Annotated in this window: 13 protein-coding genes and 1 tRNA gene; 12 read left to right on the top strand and 2 right to left on the bottom strand. The window is 62.8% G+C overall.

Annotated features, from left to right (window positions below; translation table 11 throughout):
* Positions 1-59 precede the first annotated feature (59 nt).
* From ahcY to ACZ5B4_RS16235, 7 genes are all read left to right on the top strand, one after another.
* On the top strand, positions 60-1,397 hold the full coding sequence (gene ahcY / locus ACZ5B4_RS16265) for an adenosylhomocysteinase (protein WP_464912282.1): 1,338 nt from the start codon (positions 60-62) through the stop codon (positions 1,395-1,397).
* 97 nt (positions 1,398-1,494) lie between these two features.
* Positions 1,495-2,865, top strand: coding sequence for a DUF1015 domain-containing protein (locus ACZ5B4_RS16260; protein WP_464912281.1), 1,371 nt, complete (start codon positions 1,495-1,497; stop codon positions 2,863-2,865).
* Between the two features lie 404 nt (positions 2,866-3,269).
* Complete coding sequence (locus ACZ5B4_RS16255) at positions 3,270-4,016, top strand: ParA family protein (protein WP_464912280.1); 747 nt, start codon at positions 3,270-3,272, stop codon at positions 4,014-4,016.
* Entirely contained in the window at positions 4,009-4,995 is a 987-nt protein-coding gene (locus ACZ5B4_RS16250; RefSeq protein WP_464912279.1) for a ParB/RepB/Spo0J family partition protein, read from the top strand. Before ACZ5B4_RS16255 ends, ACZ5B4_RS16250 begins: the two co-directional genes overlap by 8 nt.
* A gap of 212 nt (positions 4,996-5,207) precedes the next feature.
* Positions 5,208-5,282 (top strand) — tRNA-Pro (locus tag ACZ5B4_RS16245).
* Positions 5,283-6,099: 817 nt separating this feature from the next.
* Entirely contained in the window at positions 6,100-6,408 is a 309-nt protein-coding gene (locus ACZ5B4_RS16240; RefSeq protein ID WP_464912278.1) for a hypothetical protein, read from the top strand.
* Positions 6,409-6,650: 242 nt separating this feature from the next.
* Entirely contained in the window at positions 6,651-6,863 is a 213-nt protein-coding gene (locus ACZ5B4_RS16235) for a carbon storage regulator (protein ID WP_464912277.1), read from the top strand.
* A 434-nt stretch (positions 6,864-7,297) separates the two neighbouring features.
* Here ACZ5B4_RS16235 and ACZ5B4_RS16230 read toward each other — a convergent pair whose 3' ends face one another.
* Together ACZ5B4_RS16230 and ACZ5B4_RS16225 are read right to left on the bottom strand one after the other, a co-directional pair.
* Positions 7,298-7,513 (bottom strand): hypothetical protein, encoded by a 216-nt coding sequence (locus tag ACZ5B4_RS16230; RefSeq protein WP_464912276.1) that lies wholly within the window; start codon positions 7,511-7,513, stop codon positions 7,298-7,300.
* A 517-nt stretch (positions 7,514-8,030) separates the two neighbouring features.
* Positions 8,031-8,246, bottom strand: a complete 216-nt coding sequence (locus ACZ5B4_RS16225; protein WP_464912275.1) for a hypothetical protein — start codon at positions 8,244-8,246, stop codon at positions 8,031-8,033.
* 274 nt (positions 8,247-8,520) lie between these two features.
* On the opposite strand from ACZ5B4_RS16225, the gene ACZ5B4_RS16220 reads away from it, so the two are divergent.
* From ACZ5B4_RS16220 to ACZ5B4_RS16200, 5 genes are all read left to right on the top strand, one after another.
* Complete coding sequence (locus ACZ5B4_RS16220) at positions 8,521-8,949, top strand: secondary thiamine-phosphate synthase enzyme YjbQ (protein ID WP_464912274.1); 429 nt, start codon at positions 8,521-8,523, stop codon at positions 8,947-8,949.
* Between the two features lie 291 nt (positions 8,950-9,240).
* The gene (locus ACZ5B4_RS16215; RefSeq protein ID WP_464912273.1) at positions 9,241-11,754 is read left to right on the top strand and encodes an HzsA-related protein; all 2,514 of its coding nucleotides are present in this window, start codon (positions 9,241-9,243) and stop codon (positions 11,752-11,754) included.
* A 526-nt stretch (positions 11,755-12,280) separates the two neighbouring features.
* The gene (pilM, locus tag ACZ5B4_RS16210) at positions 12,281-15,022 is read left to right on the top strand and encodes a type IV pilus assembly protein PilM (protein ID WP_464912272.1); all 2,742 of its coding nucleotides are present in this window, start codon (positions 12,281-12,283) and stop codon (positions 15,020-15,022) included.
* An 83-nt stretch (positions 15,023-15,105) separates the two neighbouring features.
* Positions 15,106-16,977 (top strand): hypothetical protein, encoded by a 1,872-nt coding sequence (locus ACZ5B4_RS16205; RefSeq protein WP_464912271.1) that lies wholly within the window; start codon positions 15,106-15,108, stop codon positions 16,975-16,977.
* Between the two features lie 247 nt (positions 16,978-17,224).
* On the top strand, positions 17,225-19,843 hold the full coding sequence (locus ACZ5B4_RS16200; RefSeq protein WP_464912270.1) for a hypothetical protein: 2,619 nt from the start codon (positions 17,225-17,227) through the stop codon (positions 19,841-19,843).
* The last annotated feature ends 370 nt before the right edge of the window (positions 19,844-20,213 follow it).

Below are 20,213 nucleotides of genomic sequence, written 5' to 3'. Positions count from 1 at the left end.
ATGGGGGTTGATACCTCCGAATGCGAGTTTTTCTCTTTTGAAATCCTAGGAGACTTGCGATGGCGCAGGTGGTTCAGAATAGTGGCGCGGTCGGTAAGAAACTGCCGTACAAAGTCGCCGACATCAGCTTGGCCGATTGGGGACGCCGTGAAATCGAGATGGCGGAAAAAGAGATGCCGGGGCTGATGGCGATTCGCCGCAAGTACTCGGCTTCCAAACCGCTCAAGGGCGCCCGCATCGCCGGCTGTCTGCACATGACCGTCGAGACCGCCGTGCTCATCGAGACGCTGCTAGAGTTGGGGGCCGACGTCCAGTGGAGCAGTTGCAACAAGTTTTCCACGCAGGACCACGCGGCCGCCGCCATCGCCGCCCGCGGCGTGCCCGTCTATGCCTGGAAGGGCGAAACGGACGAAGAGTACGACTGGTGCATCGAGCAGACGCTGATCTTCCCCGACGGTGAGCCGCTCAATCTGATTGTGGACGACGGCGGTGACTTGACGGCCATGGTTCACGGTCCCAAGTACGCCCACCTCCTCCCCGGTATCCGCGGCCTATCGGAAGAAACCACGACCGGCGTGCATCGCCTGTACCAAATGCACGCGCGGGGTGAATTGAAGGTGCCCGCCATCAACGTCAACGATTCGGTCACCAAGAGTAAGTTCGACAACCTTTACGGGTGCCGCGAATCCCTGGCGGACGGCATCAAACGGGCGACCGACGTCATGGTCGCCGGCAAGACCGTGGTGGTGTGCGGCTACGGGGACGTGGGTAAGGGCTGCGCGCAGTCGATGCGGGCGTACGGCGCCCGGGTCATCGTCACCGAAATCGATCCCATCTGCGCCTTGCAAGCGGCGATGGAAGGTTTCGAGGTCAATACCCTGGAGGAGGTCTGCTCCAAGGCCCATATCTTTGTCACGGCATCGGGGTGCTGCCGCGTGATTCGCGCGGAACACATCCAGCAGATGCCGGACAACGCGATCATTTGCAACATCGGTCACTTCGACGTCGAGATCGACGTGGACTGGTTGATGCACAAGTCCGGCGCGCGACGCACCACCATCAAGCCGTTGGTCGATCGCTTCACGCTACCCAACGGCAAGTCCGTCGTCCTTCTGGCCGAAGGGCGATTGGTCAATCTGGGTTGCGCCACCGGCCATCCCTCGTTCGTGATGTCCAATTCGTTCAGCAACCAGGTTCTGGCCCAGATCGCGCTGTGGACCGAGCCGGAAAAGTACCCGTTGGGAGTCCATTGCCTGCCCAAGAAGCTCGATGAGGAAGTCGCCCGATTGCACTTGGAGCACATCGGGGCGAAACTCACCCGGTTGACACCGGAACAAGCCGAGTATCTCGGGATTCCGGTCGACGGGCCTTTCAAGCCCGAGTATTACCGTTACTGATCGTAGGAATCGGCCGTTCACGCGTTTACCGCCGGCGGACCTCGCCGTATCCGAGCCGTGCCCGCACGGGAGCGAATTGAGGGGCGTTGCCGGGGCTGTGGTCCTTGCGTCCGGCGGCTGCGAGACCGAGGCTCAGACCGAAAACCTTTACTGTGATCCCGTTAATATGCCGGAAATCCAAGCCTTTCGTGGAATTCGTTACAACCTGGCCAAGGTTGGCGCTCTGAGCGACGTGATCGCTCCGCCCTATGACGTCATTTCCCCGGAATTGCAGGAAGCGCTGTACCGCCGCCACCCGAACAACGTGATTCGCCTGATCCTCAATCGGATCGAGCCGGGCGACGACGAAACCAACAACCGCTATTCTCGGGCGAAGCGTTTTTATCGCAGTTGGCTGGCGGAGGGCATCTTGGCACCGGACGCCGACCCCGCGGTGTACGTCTATCAACAGGAGTTCGAAGTCGAGGGGCGCCGCTATGTGCGCACCGGGTTCATGAGCCGGGTCAAGCTCTCGCACTTCCATGAGGGGCAAATCTTCCCGCACGAAGAGACGCTGCGCGGTCCGAAAATGGACCAATTGATGCTGATGACCGTTTGCCGCGCGAATATGAGCCAGGTATTCGGCCTGTATCCCGACCCGGAGAACCGTTCGCAAGACATCCTCAGCGCGGCCGTGGCGGGGCAAACTCCGCTGGAAGCCGTCGATCACCTCGACGTCGTGCACCGCCTGTGGCCGATCTCCGACGTGGAGTTGGTCGCCCGGCTGGCCGAGCTGATCGGCCCGCAACCCATCTTCATCGCCGACGGTCACCATCGTTACGAAACGGCCTTGGAATACCGGGAACAGATTCGCGACATGGGCCTACTCCGGCCGGATCATCCGGCACACTACGTGCTCATGCACTGCGTGGCGATGGAAGACCCAGGATTGATCGTTCTGCCCACGCATCGGCTGCTCCGCGGCTTGCCGGATTGGTCGGCCGAGGATTTGGCCGAGCGCCTGAGCCCGGCCTTCGGCGTCGAGAACGTCGCCCAAGGTCCGGAGGCGGCCGCGGACGTTTGGCGGATGCTGGAAGAAACCGCGGCAAAGGGGTCGCTCGGGCTATTCACGCGGAAGGATCAAACCTGGTCCATCGCGCGGATTCGAGCGGAGGGCTGGGAGATGATGGACCAAGCGGCGGCCGACCACACGCAAGAATGGCGGCGTTTGGACGTCGCAATTCTGCATCGCCTGGTATTGCAGCGCTTGCTGGGCATCCAAGAGCTTCCCGAGCCCAAGTATGTGCATTTGGTGTCGGAAGTCGTCGAAGGCCTGCGCTCGGGCGAATTCCCGCTTGCCGCGCTGGTGGCGCCGGCTACCGTGCAAGACATTCGCGACGTCAGCATGCAAGGCGAGCGCATGCCTGCCAAAAGCACGTACTTCTATCCCAAACTCTGCTCCGGCTTGGTCATCAATCCGCTGGAATGAGACCGCCGTCCGCCCGGCGTTTCACGTGAAACAGGGCGATTCGCTCAGGGGTTGCCGCCCGGAACATCCCAGGATTGGAAGCAGGAACCCTCTCTTGCCTCGTATTCAGGGGATTCCGAGGGCGACTTTTCACGTGAAACCTTGGCGGTCCGCGGAATCTTATTGCTCCTAACGCTTGCTTGTCCGCGCTCCCCACCTCTGTTGCAAGTCGGCGCGTAGCATACGAGCGCCGTGCGGCATCCTACGCTGCGACGCCGTCCGCCGAAGGCCCTCGCTCAACTTGACCTCGCACAAACGGACTTCGCTCAAAATGACGTTCCCGCGGATTGGGGGCGTTGCTACAATCGACCGCCGTTCAGTCGCTGGAATTACCGCACGCAAGCGCCGGTGAGGAGGGATCGGGCGTGGCGAGGGTTATCTGCATCGCCAATCAGAAAGGGGGCGTGGGCAAGACCACGACCGCCATCAACTTGGCCGCATGTTTGGCCAAGTCGGGCATGCAGACGCTGTTGATCGATCTGGATCCGCAGTGCAACGCCACCTCGGGCTTGGGCAGGAAACCGGTCGGCCGACATCCGTTGGTAAGCGGCACGCCGCTCCACCACGGAGTACTCGAAACCGAAGTCGCCGGGCTGTTCCTCCTACCGGGAAGCCGAAGTTTTCGCGACGTGGAGGCCCTCGCCCGGGACGACGGCACTTACGGCGCCCGACTTCGAGAGCATCTCGAAAGCGGTGCGGCGGGTTTCGACGCCGTGTTGATCGATTGCCCACCCTCCATCGGACGACTGACGCGGACCGCCCTGACGGCCTCCCAGGAGGTGTTGATGCCCATCCAGTGCGAATACTTCGCCATGGAGGGGCTGGCCCAAATGATTGAGGTCATTCGCCAAGTCATGGAGGAACGCGATCGCCGGCTCCAATTCGGCGGCATCCTGCTCACCATGCACGATCCGTCGCTGGAGCTGACATGGGAGGTGGAGGCGGAAGTACGGGACTTTTTCGGAGAAATCGTTTACGCCACGGTGATTCCTCGGGATGTGGCCTGCGGCGAGGCTCCCAGTCACGGCAAGCCCGTCATCGACTACGCGCCGCGTTCCCGGGGCACCCGGGCCTATGTCGAGCTGTGCATGGAGGTCTTGGAACGTGACTAGAGAAAAACGGCTTGGACGAGGTTTGGAGGCCTTATTGGGCCGTGTCGGTGCGCCGGAAGCCGGTTTCGAGCGAGAGCTCGCCGCCGTCGGGGTAGGAACGGCCGGGACGCAGGATCAGGTCGAGGAGGGAGGCCGGCCGGGAACGGAGCTGCGGAGCGTTTCGGTGTTCGAGATCGAAAAGAACCCGTTCCAGCCTCGCCGCGACTTCGATGAGGAAGAAATCGGGCGACTCGCCGACAGCCTGCAACAACACGGTTTGTTGCAGCCGCTGGTGGTCCGCCGCGCCGGAAACGGCTATCAATTGATCGCCGGCGAACGACGCCTCCGCGCCGCTATTCGAGCGGGCTGGACCGAGGTCCCGGTGCGCGTCGTCGAGGCCGAAGACCGCCAAATGGCGGAATTGGCGATCGTCGAGAATCTCCAACGGAAGGATTTGAACGCCCTGGAAAAGGCGGAATGCTTCCAGCGCTACATCGAGACCTACGATGTTTCCCAGGAAGAACTGGCTTCGCGGCTGGACTTGGACCGGTCCACCATCTCCAACTTCCTCCGCCTACTGGACTTGCCGCCGCAGGTGCAACAGGCGTTACGGGAAAATCGCATCACGCAGGGACACGCCCGGGCGATCTTGGGGCTGGAATCGGAAGAGGAGCAGATCGAGCTGTGCCGCCTTGCCGAAGCGGAGGGTTGGAGCGTTCGAAAGGTGGAAGCGTTCGTCCAAGAGCGGCGACGGCAATCCGGCCCGTTGCTGTCCGTCGTCGGCCGTGACGGCACGGCCGCACCGGTCCGGCCGGCCGCCAACGAACACCTGGAGGCACTGGAACGCGAATTTCGCGCCGCCCTGGGTAGCAAGGTGGTCCTCTCGCACAACGGACGCGGACGCGGAAAGATCGTGATCCACTTCCGCTCCCACGAGGAGTTCGAACGCATTCGCGAACACATTTGCGGCCAAGCGGACCTCGGCGCCGACGCGATGTAGTCCCGCCGCGGCGGAGGGTCTGTTCAACGTCGGGCCAACCTCGTTCCGAGCCGGCAGGGAAGTGGACCGGGCGTTGTCCGCCTCACACCGGCACGTTACGATAACGATTGGCCTGAAAAAGGCCGAGGGCACGAGCGGACTCCGAGCATCCTCAACCGTGCGCGATTGAGCGACAGCGGGTTGCATGGAGCGACGGAGCCGCGATGCCGACGCGGGGTGTAGCGCAGCCTGGCTAGCGCATCTGCTTTGGGAGCAGAGGGTCGCCGGTTCGAATCCGGCCACCCCGACTTGGGCGCCTTGAGATTCTCCTCCTCTCGAAACGGCGGAACAGCCGGCCGCGCATCGCAAAAGGTCTATCGGACTCGCCGGCCCGGTTTAAGGATCGGCAAGCACCAACACGGTGACCGCCGCGGGGCCCCGCTCAAACGAGCGACCCCAGGTACGAGCCGTTCGCTGCGTTTGCCGAACCACTCGGTGCCCCCACGAAACGCAGTCGCCCGATCAGCTCTCGGGAAGACCACACAAACGGGCAGATCGCAACCCCGCCGTAAGAACTGCTTTTCTCTGTTATCCGCAGGAATACGGTCGGCAAGACCATGTGCTCGATCGGCACAAGCGGAATTGTCGCCCGCGTGAACCAGCGGCACACGCACGGCGCAAACGCGGCCTAACCCGCTTGTCGGACCGCAATCCACCTGGCAATGCCGCCCGGCGCCTCGCCCTTGCAAAGCGGGCTGCTGGTTGGAGGACCACCTGCTAGATTCCGGCGCGGCTGGATTCATGCGAGCGGTTAGGAGAAACGCAACCCTCGCAGTCGAAACGGGCGAAATTACGCCGGCCCTGTCCTCGTGCAAAACCAAGGAAAGCGCGAGGGGGCCTGCCGGGGTACCACGCAATCAAATCACGAGCTGACTCTTGCTGCAACGCCGGACAGGGCCTGAAAGGCCTGATAGAGCCCCCGAGAAGATGGCTCAGATTGACCATATCCGCCAAATAATCACGCCTATTTATCCGATACTTCTTATTACAGCAAGAGAACGTAAACTACGCATACATCTCAATTTCTTTATATTTTCAGAGAACCTATTTTTGGGAGGGCAAGCCGTGGCGGCATACCAATCGTTGCGATTGGGTACTTTGCGCGATCTCCGTGGATTTGTGAAACAGACGTTATGCGATTCGAACTATCTGCAAGAAGATCAATTCCCCATGGCCGAACGGATCCTGCTTCGCGGGGGTAGGCCCCAAGGGGTGCTATTTTGGATATCCGGCCCACGTCAAGTGCGTTTGACGGCCATTTGGGACGCGGACCGTCGGCAAGTCCTCTTTTATGATTCAGCCGGCGAACGATATCTCACCGTTCCCTTGGCGGAAGCCCCCGTCCTGCCCGCAGATGGTGACGAAGCTGCCTGAGCGACAACGGGTCGCGCCCGGCGTGCCGTGATGGGCGTCGGGCGGACCGTTCGGGACCGTGCCGCCGACTCGGCCGGTAACCCGACGGATCCGACGGCAGGACGCGACTTGGGCGAATCCGCCAACGGAGCAAGCAACAGAGAGACGACCGAAGCCGATCGACTCAGCGTCGATCGCACCGTGGCATTGAATTTTCAACAGCCGACCGGCTACAGATGCTTGAACGCAGGGAGTATGCAGCGATGCTGGTTCTTTCTCGCAAAGAAAACCAACGGATAAGACTAGGTAACGACATTACCATAACGATCGTGCGAGTGGCAGGCGACCAGGTGAGGCTGGGTATCGACGCCCCAAAGACCATCCCCATCGTCCGCGAGGAATTGAATCCGCGCGATTGCGATGAGGACTCGCTAGGTAGCGGACCGCGCGGAGCAATCGCCTCGATTGGGACGTGAATTGGGACGCAAACAGTCTCGGCCGAGCCGCGGACACCGTTGAACGGACCTGCGACCTCGCAGGCCCTTGGCGTCCGCGCGCAGCTATTCACAAACACTTTCCAGTCAGACCAATTGTGGCCGAAAGCGTCTCGCGCACAACACCGACGACGTGCCTCGCTACTGTCAAAAGCGGTTCGGCAGCCGCCGCGATCCGAATCGGTCTTGCCACGCCTGGGCCCGTTGCGCGCTGGTTCGCGGACCCGCGGTTTTCGGAGAGCCGGGACACCCTCGCCTAGAGATGCAAAATGATGCGAGACGCGAAGGGTGGGAAGAAAACCGTTTGCCGCCGGGGAGGTCGATCTCCTTGAACCACGGTCAGGGATTCTTAATCCCTGAGAGCGAAGGAGATGCGACTTGCGGTCCCCGGCGGGCGCTCGGTCACAGTAAGAGAATCACTCTTGCGGAGGCACGGCTCCGGTCAAGCCGCTGTAATCGCTGCGATCCAAGGGGTGCCAGAGCGGCAGGCCTTTTCGAACTCGCTCCGCCAAGACCTCCAACTTCGCCCGAGAACCCGCCGGCGCATCCGTGGGAAGGAACTCCTCGGTTTCCACCGGAGTGAAGTCCTCGTCGTGACCGAACTCGGTAATGGCATCGAAGACGTTTCGCATGGTACACCTCGCTTTCTACTCCTCAACAGAGTCTGAAACAACAAACCAACATTCTCACAACGCTTCACGCAACACGGCGTACGCAGTCCGTGCTTTTAACGATGGGATGCCTCGCCGCGCCTATGACGTACCCACAGCGGGTTGGATAGGCACGCGACAGGCGACCGAAAGCCGAAACGCAGCGGAGACTCGCTTTATGTCGGCTGAACTTGCAGAAAACCCGTCCGCGATGGCAGCCGTCGAGCGACTGCCGTAACTTGCTAGCCGACGTTCATCCCCGACCCAGGCTTTCGGTAGGAAGACTCAAGGCGCCGCTGTATGGGGCGGGATGAATGAAACTTTACATCTTACTAACTAATCGGAATCCGTCAATAGGTCTTCTCAGCGAATCCCGAGAATCCTTGGTCCGGTCGCAAGCCGGGGCCTTTGATGCACGCTCCTCGACGGCCCGCTCCGCCGAAAACGGTGACGGAAAGGATCCCCTTTCGCCATCCGCGCCGCCCCCAAGGCGTGAAAATCATTTTACGCCGCCCGCACCTTGGGAGTTCGCGCCCGTCACGCCGTTTTCCTGCTGCTCGCCGTGCCGCTTGTCGTATTCCGCCAGTAGGTTGTCCGGACAGTTATCCTCCAATCCGCAAGTCGGACAAACCAATCGGATTACTTCCGAGCTGCTCAGCTTCAGCCCGTGCTGTTCGCACAGGGTGTACAATTGTTGCAGGTGCGTACAAGGCACGCCTGGTCCTCCCTCGTCCCTCGTCGGTTTCCGCCACGTGTCGTAGGAGAACGACCTCCATTTGTGAAGACAGGCGGTCTTCGGTGGAAGTTCGCTCTCGACCCCGCTTGCTTTTCCCCGTGCGAGCCGCCACGATTACAAGGCCGTTCCCCAAACCGTGGCCGGTTCGTGCGGCCCGCGGCGCCCGACGGGGCCTCCGAGAGCCTCCGTTTGTCGGCGGCTGAAGACATTATATCGATCGAACGATGCGATTGGAAAAGGAAATTACTCCAAGATGGAATGGGTTCAACGCCGGATTCAACTTCCCGCCGTGCGAAAAGGGTTGCATCCGATCACGCGCCATATTTGCGATGCCTTGCCCGAGATGGCGGAATTCGGGGTGGGCATCCTGCACGTCTTTATTCAGCACACGTCGGCTTCGTTGACCATCAATGAGGCGGCGGACCCCGACGTCCCCGCCGATTTGGAGAATCTCTTCGACCGCCTGGCCCCGGAGACGTTTCCCTATCAGCACACGATCGAGGGTCCGGACGATATGCCGGCCCACGGCAAGGCGTCGCTCTTCGGCAGCTCCGTCACCGTTCCCGTGTGCGACGGTCGCCCCGCCCTGGGTACCTGGCAAGGCATTTTCTTGTGCGAACACCGCCGCCGTGCGTCGGGCCGGCACGTCGTCTTGACCCTCTGGGGCGAGCGACGCAAATAGCAACCCGGCCATCGCGGCCGTGCGCGGAGCCGCGCTTTGCGCTGCGGAGGCGACGGAGCGGGCCCCTCCGGTAGCGGCTCGACGAAGGTTGCGCGGCGGAGGAGTAAGCCTTGCCCTTGCAAGCTCCTGCATCCGGGCCGCCGGCTCCGAGTGCGGCGATTCATGTTGACATCCGCCGTCGCCGGATTCAGACTGAGGGAGCGAAAGGGATTGTCGCCCTTCCAAGAAAGTGCTGGGATTCATTCCACGAACCGGGATGGACCAAGACCGCCGAGCTCCGGGAGGCCCTCCATGTCGTATCATGCCCATCCGACGCATTCGTCGCGCGCTCGGTTTTCTCTCCCGCAGCGCCGTGACTGGAAATCGTGCACTCGTGCGTTCCTCGCGCTTCTGACGATAGGGATCGCGTTTTGGGGCTGGAGCGAGCGGATCCGGGCCGATGACACGGCGGCATCCTCATGGAAGCCCGGCCCCCTGCTGAGCGAGATGTTGTCCGGTCCGCTGGCGAACATCGAAGAGATCGTCTTCGCCGTCCGGGTACCCGGCCGCGACCACTGGTACGTCACCTTTGCCAACTACGCCGACCACTCGGATTACCCAAAGAACCTCGGATTCAAGTTCGAGGATGGGGTGTATTGGGGATACGGCGAGGGCGCGCGTTTGTGCGCCCTGAACCTCCGGACGGGGAACATCCGGGTGATCTTGGAGGATCCTCGCGGCGGAATCCGTGATCCGCAGATCCATTACGACGGAAGGAAAATCCTGTTCTCGTATCGCAAGGGCGGCGAGCATCCGTTCCACTTGTACGAAATCAACGTCGACGGCACCGGTCTAAGGCAATTGACGGACGGCCCCGACGACGACATCGAGCCGACCTACTGCCCGGACGGCAGCATCATCTTCTGCTCATCGCGCTGCCGGCGTTTCGTGAACTGTTGGTATACCCGGGTCGCGGTGCTCTACCGCTGCGACGCCGACGGCGGCAACATCCGGCCGATCTCCAGCAACAATGACCACGACAACACGCCCTGGATGTTGCCCGACGGCCGGATTCTTTACATGCGCTGGGAGTATGTGGACCGCAGCCAGGTCCACTTTCACCATCTCTGGACGGCGAACCCGGACGGGACGTTCCAGACGGTTTTCTTCGGCAACATGTACGGCGGCGTGGCGATGCTGGACGCCAAGCCGATTCCCGAGTCCAACAAAGTGGTCGTCTCCTGGTCGCCGGGTCACGGTCGGCCGGAGCACCTGGGACCCGTGGCCGTGGTCGATCCCAGCCTCGGTCCGGATCATCAAGCAGCGGTCCGAATTATCAGCAAAAGCGGCGATTTCAAGGATCCTTACGCCGTCAATGAGGATTGCTTCTTCGTCGCAAGCCCGAAGGGGCTGCACGTTCTGGACTCGCAAGGGCGGAGCGAATTGATCTACCAGTTGCCGGAGGAAGAGCGGGGGCGATTGCAGTGTCACGAACCGCGACCGCTGACGGCTCGACCGCGGGAGCGCATCATTCCGCCGCGGGTGGATCTCTCCAAGCCGACCGGCACGCTGGTGCTGGAGGACATTTACCGCGGTCGCAACATGGAAGGCGTACCGCGCGGATCGGTCAAGAAACTGCTGATTTTGAAACAGCTTCCCAAGCCGGTGAATTTTTCGGGCGGGATGGAGCCTTTGACGATCGGCGGCTCATTCACCCTGGCGGAAATCGTGGGAGAGGTGCCGGTGGAACCGGACGGCTCGGCCAACTTCGATGTGCCCGCCCTGCAATCCCTTTTCTTCGTGGCGCTCGACGAGAACGATATCGCCGTGAAGCGCATGCACAGCTTCGTGACGATGCAGCCGGGGGAAAAGACCAGTTGCGTGGGCTGCCACGAACCGCGTCACCATGCCCCGCACCCTGTGACGGACGTGATGGCCTTGCGCCGCCGCCCGTCGCAAGTGCAACCCATCACCGACGTGCCTTCCGTGCTGGATTATCCTCGCGACATCCAGCCGATCCTAGACCGCCACTGCGTCGCCTGCCATAACCCCGACAAACGCGAGGGAAAGATCGATTTGACGGGCGATCACACGGCGCGGTACTCGATCAGCTATTGGACGATGACGGTGCGAGGTCTGGTCTCGGACGGGCGGAACGAGCCGCGAGGGAATCGCCCTCCGTATAGCTACGGCAGCGCCGCCAGCCGGTTGATGCAGCTTGTAGACGGCAGCCACTACGGCGCCAAGCCTTCCCCGCTGGAAGTCAAGACGATTCGGCTGTGGATCGAAACCAGCGCCTGCTATCCCGGCACCTATGCCGCGTTGGGGTGCGGCTTCTATCCCGTGAATTTGCCTTGGGGTGAAATCGGGGGGCGATGCGGGTCGTGCCATTCGCAGGAGGTGCCGACGCCGGAAGGCCCGCAACGACGCATTGTGATGAACGGCGGCTGGCCCGGTGCTACGGAACCGCTCATGAATCTCGATCGGCCCGAGCAATCCTATATCCTCCGCGCGCCGCTGGCCCGCGCGGCCGGTGGACTGGAGTTATGCGGCAAGGCGGTCTTCCAAGATAAGGAAGACGCGGTATACCAAAAAACACTGGCCGCGATCGAGGACGCCCACCGGCGGCTTCAGGAGGGAAAGCGGTTCGACATGCCCGGCTTCCGGCCCAACCCGCACTATATCCGAGAGATGCAGCGGTTTGGATTTCTGCCGGTCGATCTCGCACCGAATGCTGCCATCGACCCCTACGCCGTGGATCGGGCTTACTGGGATTCGTTTATCTACCGGCCGTCCAATCCGGGAGACCTGGTTTCCGGCGAGTGACCGGCCGCTGAGCCTTTTTCGCGCCGGCCTGCGCACGGTTTCGCGTATCGCGAACGCGGCGTTTCGGCTTGGCGGACCTTGGTCGGCCGGAGCCCCTGCAAGATACCCCCGCAGTGCGGACTTCGGGACGGTCGCATATCCCTCGATCCGCCGTTCACGCACTCGCCGCGGAGCCGCCGCACAGGCTCCCCACCTTTGGACGATTTGAAAGTTGACACCCCGGGGTAATCGGGGATAAATTAGGGTGTGGGGTAACCGTATTCTCATCACATTTTGGTAGACATTTTCGGTCCGGTTTGCACTTCACACAAGGTTCCACGTACGGCGGAAGACAGGTGTCGGGGAACCGTTCCGTAACACGAACTGCTCGCACGGTCTCCGGTTCGGTCCGCGACGCACCGTCTCGGCCGGGACGCTGGAAATCACGATCGGGGAAATCTATTACAAGGCCCACAGCCAAACAGGGCCGATCCGGCTAAGGCAATTCCATCCGTGCTGCGCCGTCGAAGGGCTGAGGTAGCAGATTATGGCAAGACAGGAATCCGCGTGGGGAATCGATATCGGCAATGCGTCGCTGAAGGCCCTGCGTCTTCGGCCGACCGAGACCCCCAACATCGTCCAGGCCGACGCGTTTGATTACATCGAATATCCGATGCTGTTGACGCAGCCGGCGGCCGATCCCCCCAGTTTGATCGAGACGGCGTTGAAGCAGTTCCTGTCCCGCAATGAGGTCCGCGGCCACAAGGTCGCGATCTCCGTTTCCGGGGCGACGGGGCTGGCACGCTTTATCAAGCTGCCGCCGGTCGAGCTGAGCAAATTGGTGGACGTCGTCCGATTCGAAGCCAAGCAGCAGATTCCCTACGATCTGGACAGCGTGGTCTGGCGGTACCAGCGGATGGACGTGGGAAGCGAGGAAAGCAGCTTCGCGCTGGGTTCCACGATTGGGTTGTTCGCGCTCAAGCGCGATCAGATCGATGCCGCCTTGGAGCCGTTCCGCAAGCTCGGTATCGAGGTCGACGTCATCCAGCTCAGCCCCTTGGCCCTGTTCAATTATGCCCGCTTCGACGCGATGGACGATCTGCCCTCGCCGGACGACTACGATCCGGACAATCCGCCGCCGTCGATTTGCGTCTTCTCGATGGGAACGGACAGCTCGGACCTGGTGATCACCAACGGCTACCGCGTATGGCAACGCAACATCCCGCTCGGCGGAAATCACTTCACGAAGGCGCTAAGCAAAGAGTTGAAGCTGACGTTCTCGAAGGCGGAGCACCTCAAGAAGAATCCCACGTCGCACCCCGACTCCAAGGCCGTTTTCCAGGCCATGCGGCCGGTCTTCTCGGAACTGCTGTCGGAGCTGCAACGCTCCATCAGCTACTACGGCAGCATCGAGCGTTCGGCGGAGATCGCCCGCGGCATCGCCCTGGGGAACCCGATGAAGTTGCCGGGCCTGCGAGGCTATATCGAAAAAGGTCTGGGATTTCCCATCGAGCGGGTCGAAGCCTTCCCGCACCTGGTCGGCAATGAGGTCGTCGATGCGACCGGTTTCCGGGAAAACCTCTCGTGTTTCGGGGTGGTCTACGGCCTGGCGTTGCAAGGCATCGATCGGGCATACATGAAGATCAACATGTTGCCCGACGAAGTGGTCAAGGACCGCTTCATCCGCGCCAAGAAGCCGTGGGCCTTGGCGGCCGCGGCCACGCTCTTGTTGGGTTGCACGGTGAGCTTCGCGGCCTCATCCCTGGCGCTGAGCAGCGTGTCGCCCAATCGGTTCGGCTCGGCCGAGCAGCGCGCCAAACAGGTCGTCGATACGGCCAAGCGTCACCAACAAGATTTGTCGTCGGTGGAAAGCGAGTTCGACCGGATCAAGGCCATCGGTCAAAACTTGACGGGAAACGTGGAGGGCCGGTTGCTGTGGCTGGAACTTCTGACCGCCATCAATCAGGCCCTGCCGCAATACCGTTTGCAGGCACAAGCCGCGGCCGCTCAGATCGCCGCGGAGACGGAAGCCGCCGCGACTCAAGATCCCAAGGAACAGGCCAAAGTGCTGGAGGCCCGCGAGCAAATCCACATCACGAGCTTGGACGCCAACTATTTGGATGATCTGTCGATGTGGTGGCAACGAACGGGCGGTTGGTACAAGGTCCCCGAAGGCGCGGAGGGAGCTGAAGGCCAGGCCGGATCCGCGGCTGCCCAGCCCGCCGCGCCTGCGACGGTCGCCCCGGCAGCGTCGCCGATGGGAGCAGCGGGCTCGTCGCCTTACGGAACGTCCTCGCCCTACGGCGAGGGCGATTCGATGTATCCCGGCACGTCGCCGTACGGGGCCGCTGCTCCGGCTGCGCCCCCGCCGTCCGTACCCGGGCCGACGGGTGCCGGATACGTCATCCGCTTGACCGGCTATCATTACCACAACAGCGACACGGCACAGACCAATCAAGGTGCCGAGTACGTTCGCAACACCCTCATCAAGAATCTCGAGACCGGCCCGTTCTTCGTCAACGGCGAATGGTTGTCCCCCAAGGAACTCGGCATCGGTTTTCCATGCCTGATCAACCCGGGCCGGATTCGGACCGTGCGCGTGACCGACCCGAACGTGCGGCCTTCCACCCTGGCGCCGGGCGCCGGCACCCTGGGACCGACCGGCATTCCCACCGGCAGCCTGATCCCGGGCGGAGCAACCGGAGCCTTGGGGACGGGCGCGCCGGGTTCTTCCGCAACCATGGCGATTCCGGGGGTAATCGAACTGAAGCGATTTGATTTCGTGATCGAGTTCGTCTGGCAACCCAAGACGGAATCGGAGCGGAAGCAAGCACGGGAAGAGGCACAACAACAGGCCGCGGAAGCGGCCGCTCAGGCGACCGGCGGTCCAACGAACGTCGAGCCGGGCGGCCCTGCGGCCGCACCGAGTGCGCCGGCAGTTCCCGCTACCCCGGTGCCCGGCAGCGTCCCCGGTCCTGCGGCACCGGGTGCCGCGATTCCCGGCGCGACTCCCGGACCGGCAGGCACGGTGCCCGCGGCGATCCCCCCGGCGGGAATCCCGGGCGGTCAACCCGCGGCACCGGCACCCAGTCCGGCCGGGGTACCTCCGGCAGTGCCGGGCGCGGGACCGCAGCCCATGCCCGTTCCCCCGGACGCCGGCGTTCCGGTCGATCCCGCTGACTTACCGGACGCCCCGGTGCCGCCCCCGGCGGCCCCCGCTGCTCCGGCGGCAGATGGTGGAAACGCCGCGCCGCCCGCGAACGGCGCGCCCGTTCAGCCGCAACCTTGAGTTTTTTGCACTAGGAGCTTTCCCCGAATCCGAAATATCCGGTTGCCTCGAAAGGCAGTCGCCCTGCTGTTGAGGAATTACTCATGGATCAACTCAAACAGATCCTCGCCGGTGTCTACAAGCATCTCTTTTGGGTCGTGTGCGGTCTGGCCGTCGTGGTCGGCCTTTCCGCCTGGTTCGTAGCGCAGGCCTCCGTTAGCAAGAACATCGAAGCCCGCAGGACGGAACTGGAGGGACTGCGTTCGCAGTTGAGCCAGATCAAGGTCGGCGCACCGAATCCGCAGGTCGTGGATGCCACGCGAAGCAAGATCGACGAGCTGCGCAACGATGTTTATCAGGCCTGGGTCGCCATGTACGCGGCTCAAAAAGAGAAGAACAAATGGCCGGCCGCGCTGGGGCAAGAGTTTTTGACCTGGGTCGAAGCGCCGAACCGCAAGCCCGGCGATCCCATCCCCGATAGATTTCGCGAAATCTACTTGAACTTCATCGAACAGCACTTTCCCACCTTGTTCGAAATCGTGGACCTGCGCCGGCCCAAGGATGCCGACTTGCGGCAGTTGGGCAGCTTGCGGAGCGGCACCCAAGGTATGATGGGCTATCCTGGGATGGGCGGCGGTTCGGAGTACGGCAGCGAAGCCTACGGCGGATACCCCGGGGCGGGCGCGCTGAGTACCGGAATCGGCGGCACCTACGGCGGGGCTCCCGGTGCTTCCCAGCAAGTCGAGATGGTCGGTACCGTGGATTGGAACCCGCAGAGCATCGCCCAGCTCAAGTCCCGCTTTAATTGGATCCGCGTACCGACTTCCGATGAGATCTGGAACGCTCAAGAGGACTTGTGGGTTTACGAAGCGTTGCTACGCGTTATCCGCAAGACCAATGAGGGCGCGTCGGGGCAACATAACGCCGTCGTCAAACGCATCGACGCCTTGGAAATCGGACCGGACGCCGCACGCGGCTTCGGCGGAGCACGGCGCGGTTACGCCGTGGGGACGATGGGCTCCGGCTCACCAATGGGTTCCGGGTCGCCGATGGGCTCCGGCTCGCCCATGGGGTCGGGCGGCTCCTACCCCGGAGGCGTCATGGGTGAGAGCGAAAGCGAATACGGGGCGGAATATGGGGCCGGCTACGGGGGAATGATGGGGGGCGGGCGAAGCCAGTTCGGCCGGTACGTCGATGCGACCGGCAATCCCTTGCCGCCTAGCGCTACTCAACCGTTCGCCGAATTCAAAATGATGCCCGTCCGCATGCGGCTGACCGTCGATCAGCGGAAGCTCGACAAGTTGCTCGTCAACTGCGCCAACTCCGATATGCCGATCAAGATCGTTCGCGTGCTCATTCGCCCGGGTCAAGGCACACAAACCGGCGGCATGATGGGCGGCATGTCGCCGATGAGTACCATGGGATCCGACTACGGCAGTGAAGGCGGGTCTTACGGCACGGGCGAAGGCTACAGCCCGGAATCCTCCGGCGCCGGATACGGTGCCGCTGCGTACGGGTCCGGCGGATCTTCGGCCGCAGGCCCGGGCATGACCCAAGGCCAGACCGGAAGCAACGACGTTCCCGTGCTGATCGAGGGCGTGATTTACATCTTTAATCCGCCGGACTTCAGCATGTTGGGCAAGGAAGGCGGACGCGAATTGGTGTCGGGTCAATCCCTGGCGCCGCCCGAAACCGCCGCGGCGGAGACCCCGGGCGAGCAGCCGACGGGAGAAGCCGCCGACGCGGTTCAGCCCCCCGCGGCTCAACCTACGAGCACGGCGCCGGAAACGGCCGCGCCGGGGCCGGCTGTTCCGCCGACGGCTCCGCCTGCGGAAGCCCCTGCGACCGCGCCCCCCACGGAACCCGCAACGGCGGCTCCCGGGACGTCGCCGGCGGCTCCTGCACCGGCAACGGGGGCGCCGGCGGTTCCGCCCGCCGGTACCGCGCCCGGCGCGCCGGCGAGCAACCAGCCTTGATCGTGGAGACGCCGCCGTTGGTCAGGATTACCCGAGCGAAATTCATTTAGAGCGCGGAAAAGAAAAAAGGCAATCATCCACCGAGCCTGCAAATCAGGGAATGGGAACAACGGGACCCATGCGGAGCCGCACAGGACCGCGAGAACGTTGGGGGCTTTCGTGCTAAACCGGTGACGCCGGAAGGTACTCCGAAAGTGAAGGGGATCGGCACCAGCCGTTGAACCGAGTCGAAAGCGAGGAACGAGTCATGGCCGCAACCAAAGGCAAAGGCGCGCAGGCACTTCTGGCGGAAAACTGGGAAAAGATCGTGTTGGCCTTAGCGGTCCTGGCCGCGCTCGGTCTCGTCGGGATGTCGCTCACCGGCACCAAGGCTGTGGACCTGACGCCCGAGCAACTTACCACCTTGGCCTCGCAGGCGGAGCAGAACTTCCAGAGAACGGAACCGATTCCGACTCGCGAAGTGCCGGGTTACTCTGAAGTGGCGAAACGGATCAAGGAAGCCGTCTCTTCCACCGGATACCAATTGGCGGCCCCCTTCGATCCGCCTTTGTTTGCGCAATTGGAAAAGCGTGGGCAACCGGAGGTGTTTCCGGTGACGGGCCTGAAAGCGAGCGCCGGCCACGGGGCGGTGGCGGGGGCTGATCCCAGCACCCTGCGTACGACGGCGGGAGCCGCCGGTTATCCCGGAGCCATGGGTTCAACGGGATATGGTATTGCGGCGGGGCCGATGGGCGCCCCGCCCATGCCCGTCATGACCGGAGAGAGTGCTTACGGATCGGAATACGGCAGCGAAGCATCCGCCTACGGAATGGCCGGCTACGGCGGTTACTCAGGGGGCGTGACCCACGGCCGACGCTGGGTCGTGGTAACCGGCCTCATTGAATGGGAAAAGCAGATTCAAGCCTTCCGCGACGTGTTTCAAAACGCCGTTCGGGTCCCCGGCATGGCCGGTGGAGCCTCCTCCGCGATGGGTTACGGCACCGCCATGCCTACCGGATATGGCGGCCCGGAATCCGCCTATGGTAGCGAATATGGGAGCGAAATGGGCGGCTACCCGGGCGCGTCGGGGTACCCGGGTTACGGCACAAGCGGGACGGCCTACGGCACGGCCGCGACCGCACTGGGTGAACGCCCTCAATACGTGTATTACAACATCGAACGTGCCGAAATCACCGACGAGGATCAATCGCCGGATTCCCTCAAGTGGGAAGCGATCAATGCGCGCGTGCGTTGGGCGGAGGCCTCCCGAATCCAACGCGACGGTTTCAACTACGTCAGCCCGGAATATGTGATGCCGCCGGGCCAGGTCCCTCTGACCTGGCCGCTGGCTCAGCTTGCCGCCGGCGATACCTGGGGGCCGGAGGTCGCGCATGACCCCGAAATTCCTTTCGTCGAACGACCGCGCACCGGCATGGGCGGAATGTACGGCGGCTACGGCATGTACGGCAGCGAGATGTCGGGGTCGGTCGGGCCGATGGGGTCCGGCAGCGTCATGCCGACCATGTTGCCGCTACAACCGGGGGCGGCGGGAGCGGCCGAGCAACCCGGTCCCGCGGCGCAGCCTCCCGCTCCGGAGATTCCCGACGCACCCATCGACCCGAGCCAAGTACGTCCCGGAGCTCCCGGCATGATGCCGGGCTACGGCGCTTCGCCCTACGGGGCTGCGTCGCCGTACGGTCCGCCTGCGGGCTACATGGGCGAGGGTTACATGGGGGAGGAAGGCTCTACGCCGTACGGCTACGGTGCCCCTAGCGGGGCGATCCCGCTGCGGGCGGCGATGAAAGAGGCCCCGCTCAAACTCTTCCGGTTTGTCGATTACCAGGTGGAGCCGGGCAAGAAATATCGTTATCGGGTACGACTGTATCTGACCAATCCTAACTACCGGGTGCCGCCGCAATACCTCCAAGATGAATCCTACGCTCAGGAACCCTTCCTCATTACCCAATGGAGCGAAGCCAGTAACACGGTTCGCGTGCCGGCCGACGTCAGCGTTTTGGCGGGGCCTGCCAAGCCCGGCCGCATCCCCACATCCGATCCCAAGATCACCTTGGGCGTGACGGTCTTTCAACCGGGTAGCGGCCGAAAGAAGTTCCAAGAATTCGCCGATATGATCCGCGGCACCGTGGTGGATTTCACCGCCGAAGAGGTTAAGAAGTTGACGCCGCCGAAGAAGGAGACGCCGGCGACGGCAAGTCCGTATCCGGCGGAATACATGTACGGCGAGGAGGGTTATCAAGGAGCCATGCCCGGCCAGAGGCGGCGTGGCACAAGGGGATCCACCGGTTCCGCGGAAATGGGATCGACGCCGGGAACCGTCACCGGTTCGGCCTACGGCCCGCCGGGTTACGGCCCTGAGAGTCCTTACGGCGGGGAGAGTCCTTACGGCGGAGAGATGGGCTACGGCATGGGCGGTCCCGCCGCGGCCAAGCCTGAGCCGGAACTGGACTTCTTCTCCCGCATGATGATCCTCGACATTTCCGGCGGAGAGACGCTGCCCACCAAGGATGCCTTCCCGGCCTCCGTCGTTCTCGTCGATCCCGAAGGCAATCTTTTTGTCCGAGATGAGATCGCCGACGAGACGGAGTACAAGCGATTCACGGAGCCGCAGACTCCGTACGGCGGGATGTACGGCTATCCCACGACCGGATCGGAGTACGGCAGCGAGTACGGCAGTGAATACGAGGCGTATATGTCCGGCTCCGCCCCTAGAGGCCGTAACCCTGGCAGAACAACCGGTAGTGCCCGAGGCACCGGCTCACGAACCTCGCAACCGCCAGCCGGTTATCCGGGCGCCTCCGGTCCTCCACCCGGTTATCCCGGCGCTCCGGGTACCGCTCCCGGACGAGGTGCTCGCCGCGGCTCCTGAAAGTCGTCTTATAGCAACCGATTGAGGCGCGGGATTCTTCGCCCTAAGGAAGATACCTCCAGCCGCTGACGAGTCAGCGTGCACGACCGGGCCCCTTCGGCTCGGTCGTTTTTGTTGCGTCGGCTGCTTCGCGCGCCGGTGGTACCGCGGGCGACGTTCCTCCCTTCATGGTCCCGGTTTCTTCCGCGTGGTAATCACCCGACCGAGAACCCGAAAATCGAAATCGTGAATACTTTATCTTTTCAGTTGTGTTTCAAGGCGATACAATCACGCGCGGCCCGATTCGCCTTGCCGAAAACTCCGCCGTCGTGGGCCGAAAAGTTGCAACCCTGTGCAGCCGGTCTGTAACCCCGGACCCCATCCGATTCTC

It is taken from the genome of Thermogutta hypogea, assembly GCF_055386265.1.
This window is presented reverse-complemented; position numbering and strand designations above follow the sequence as displayed.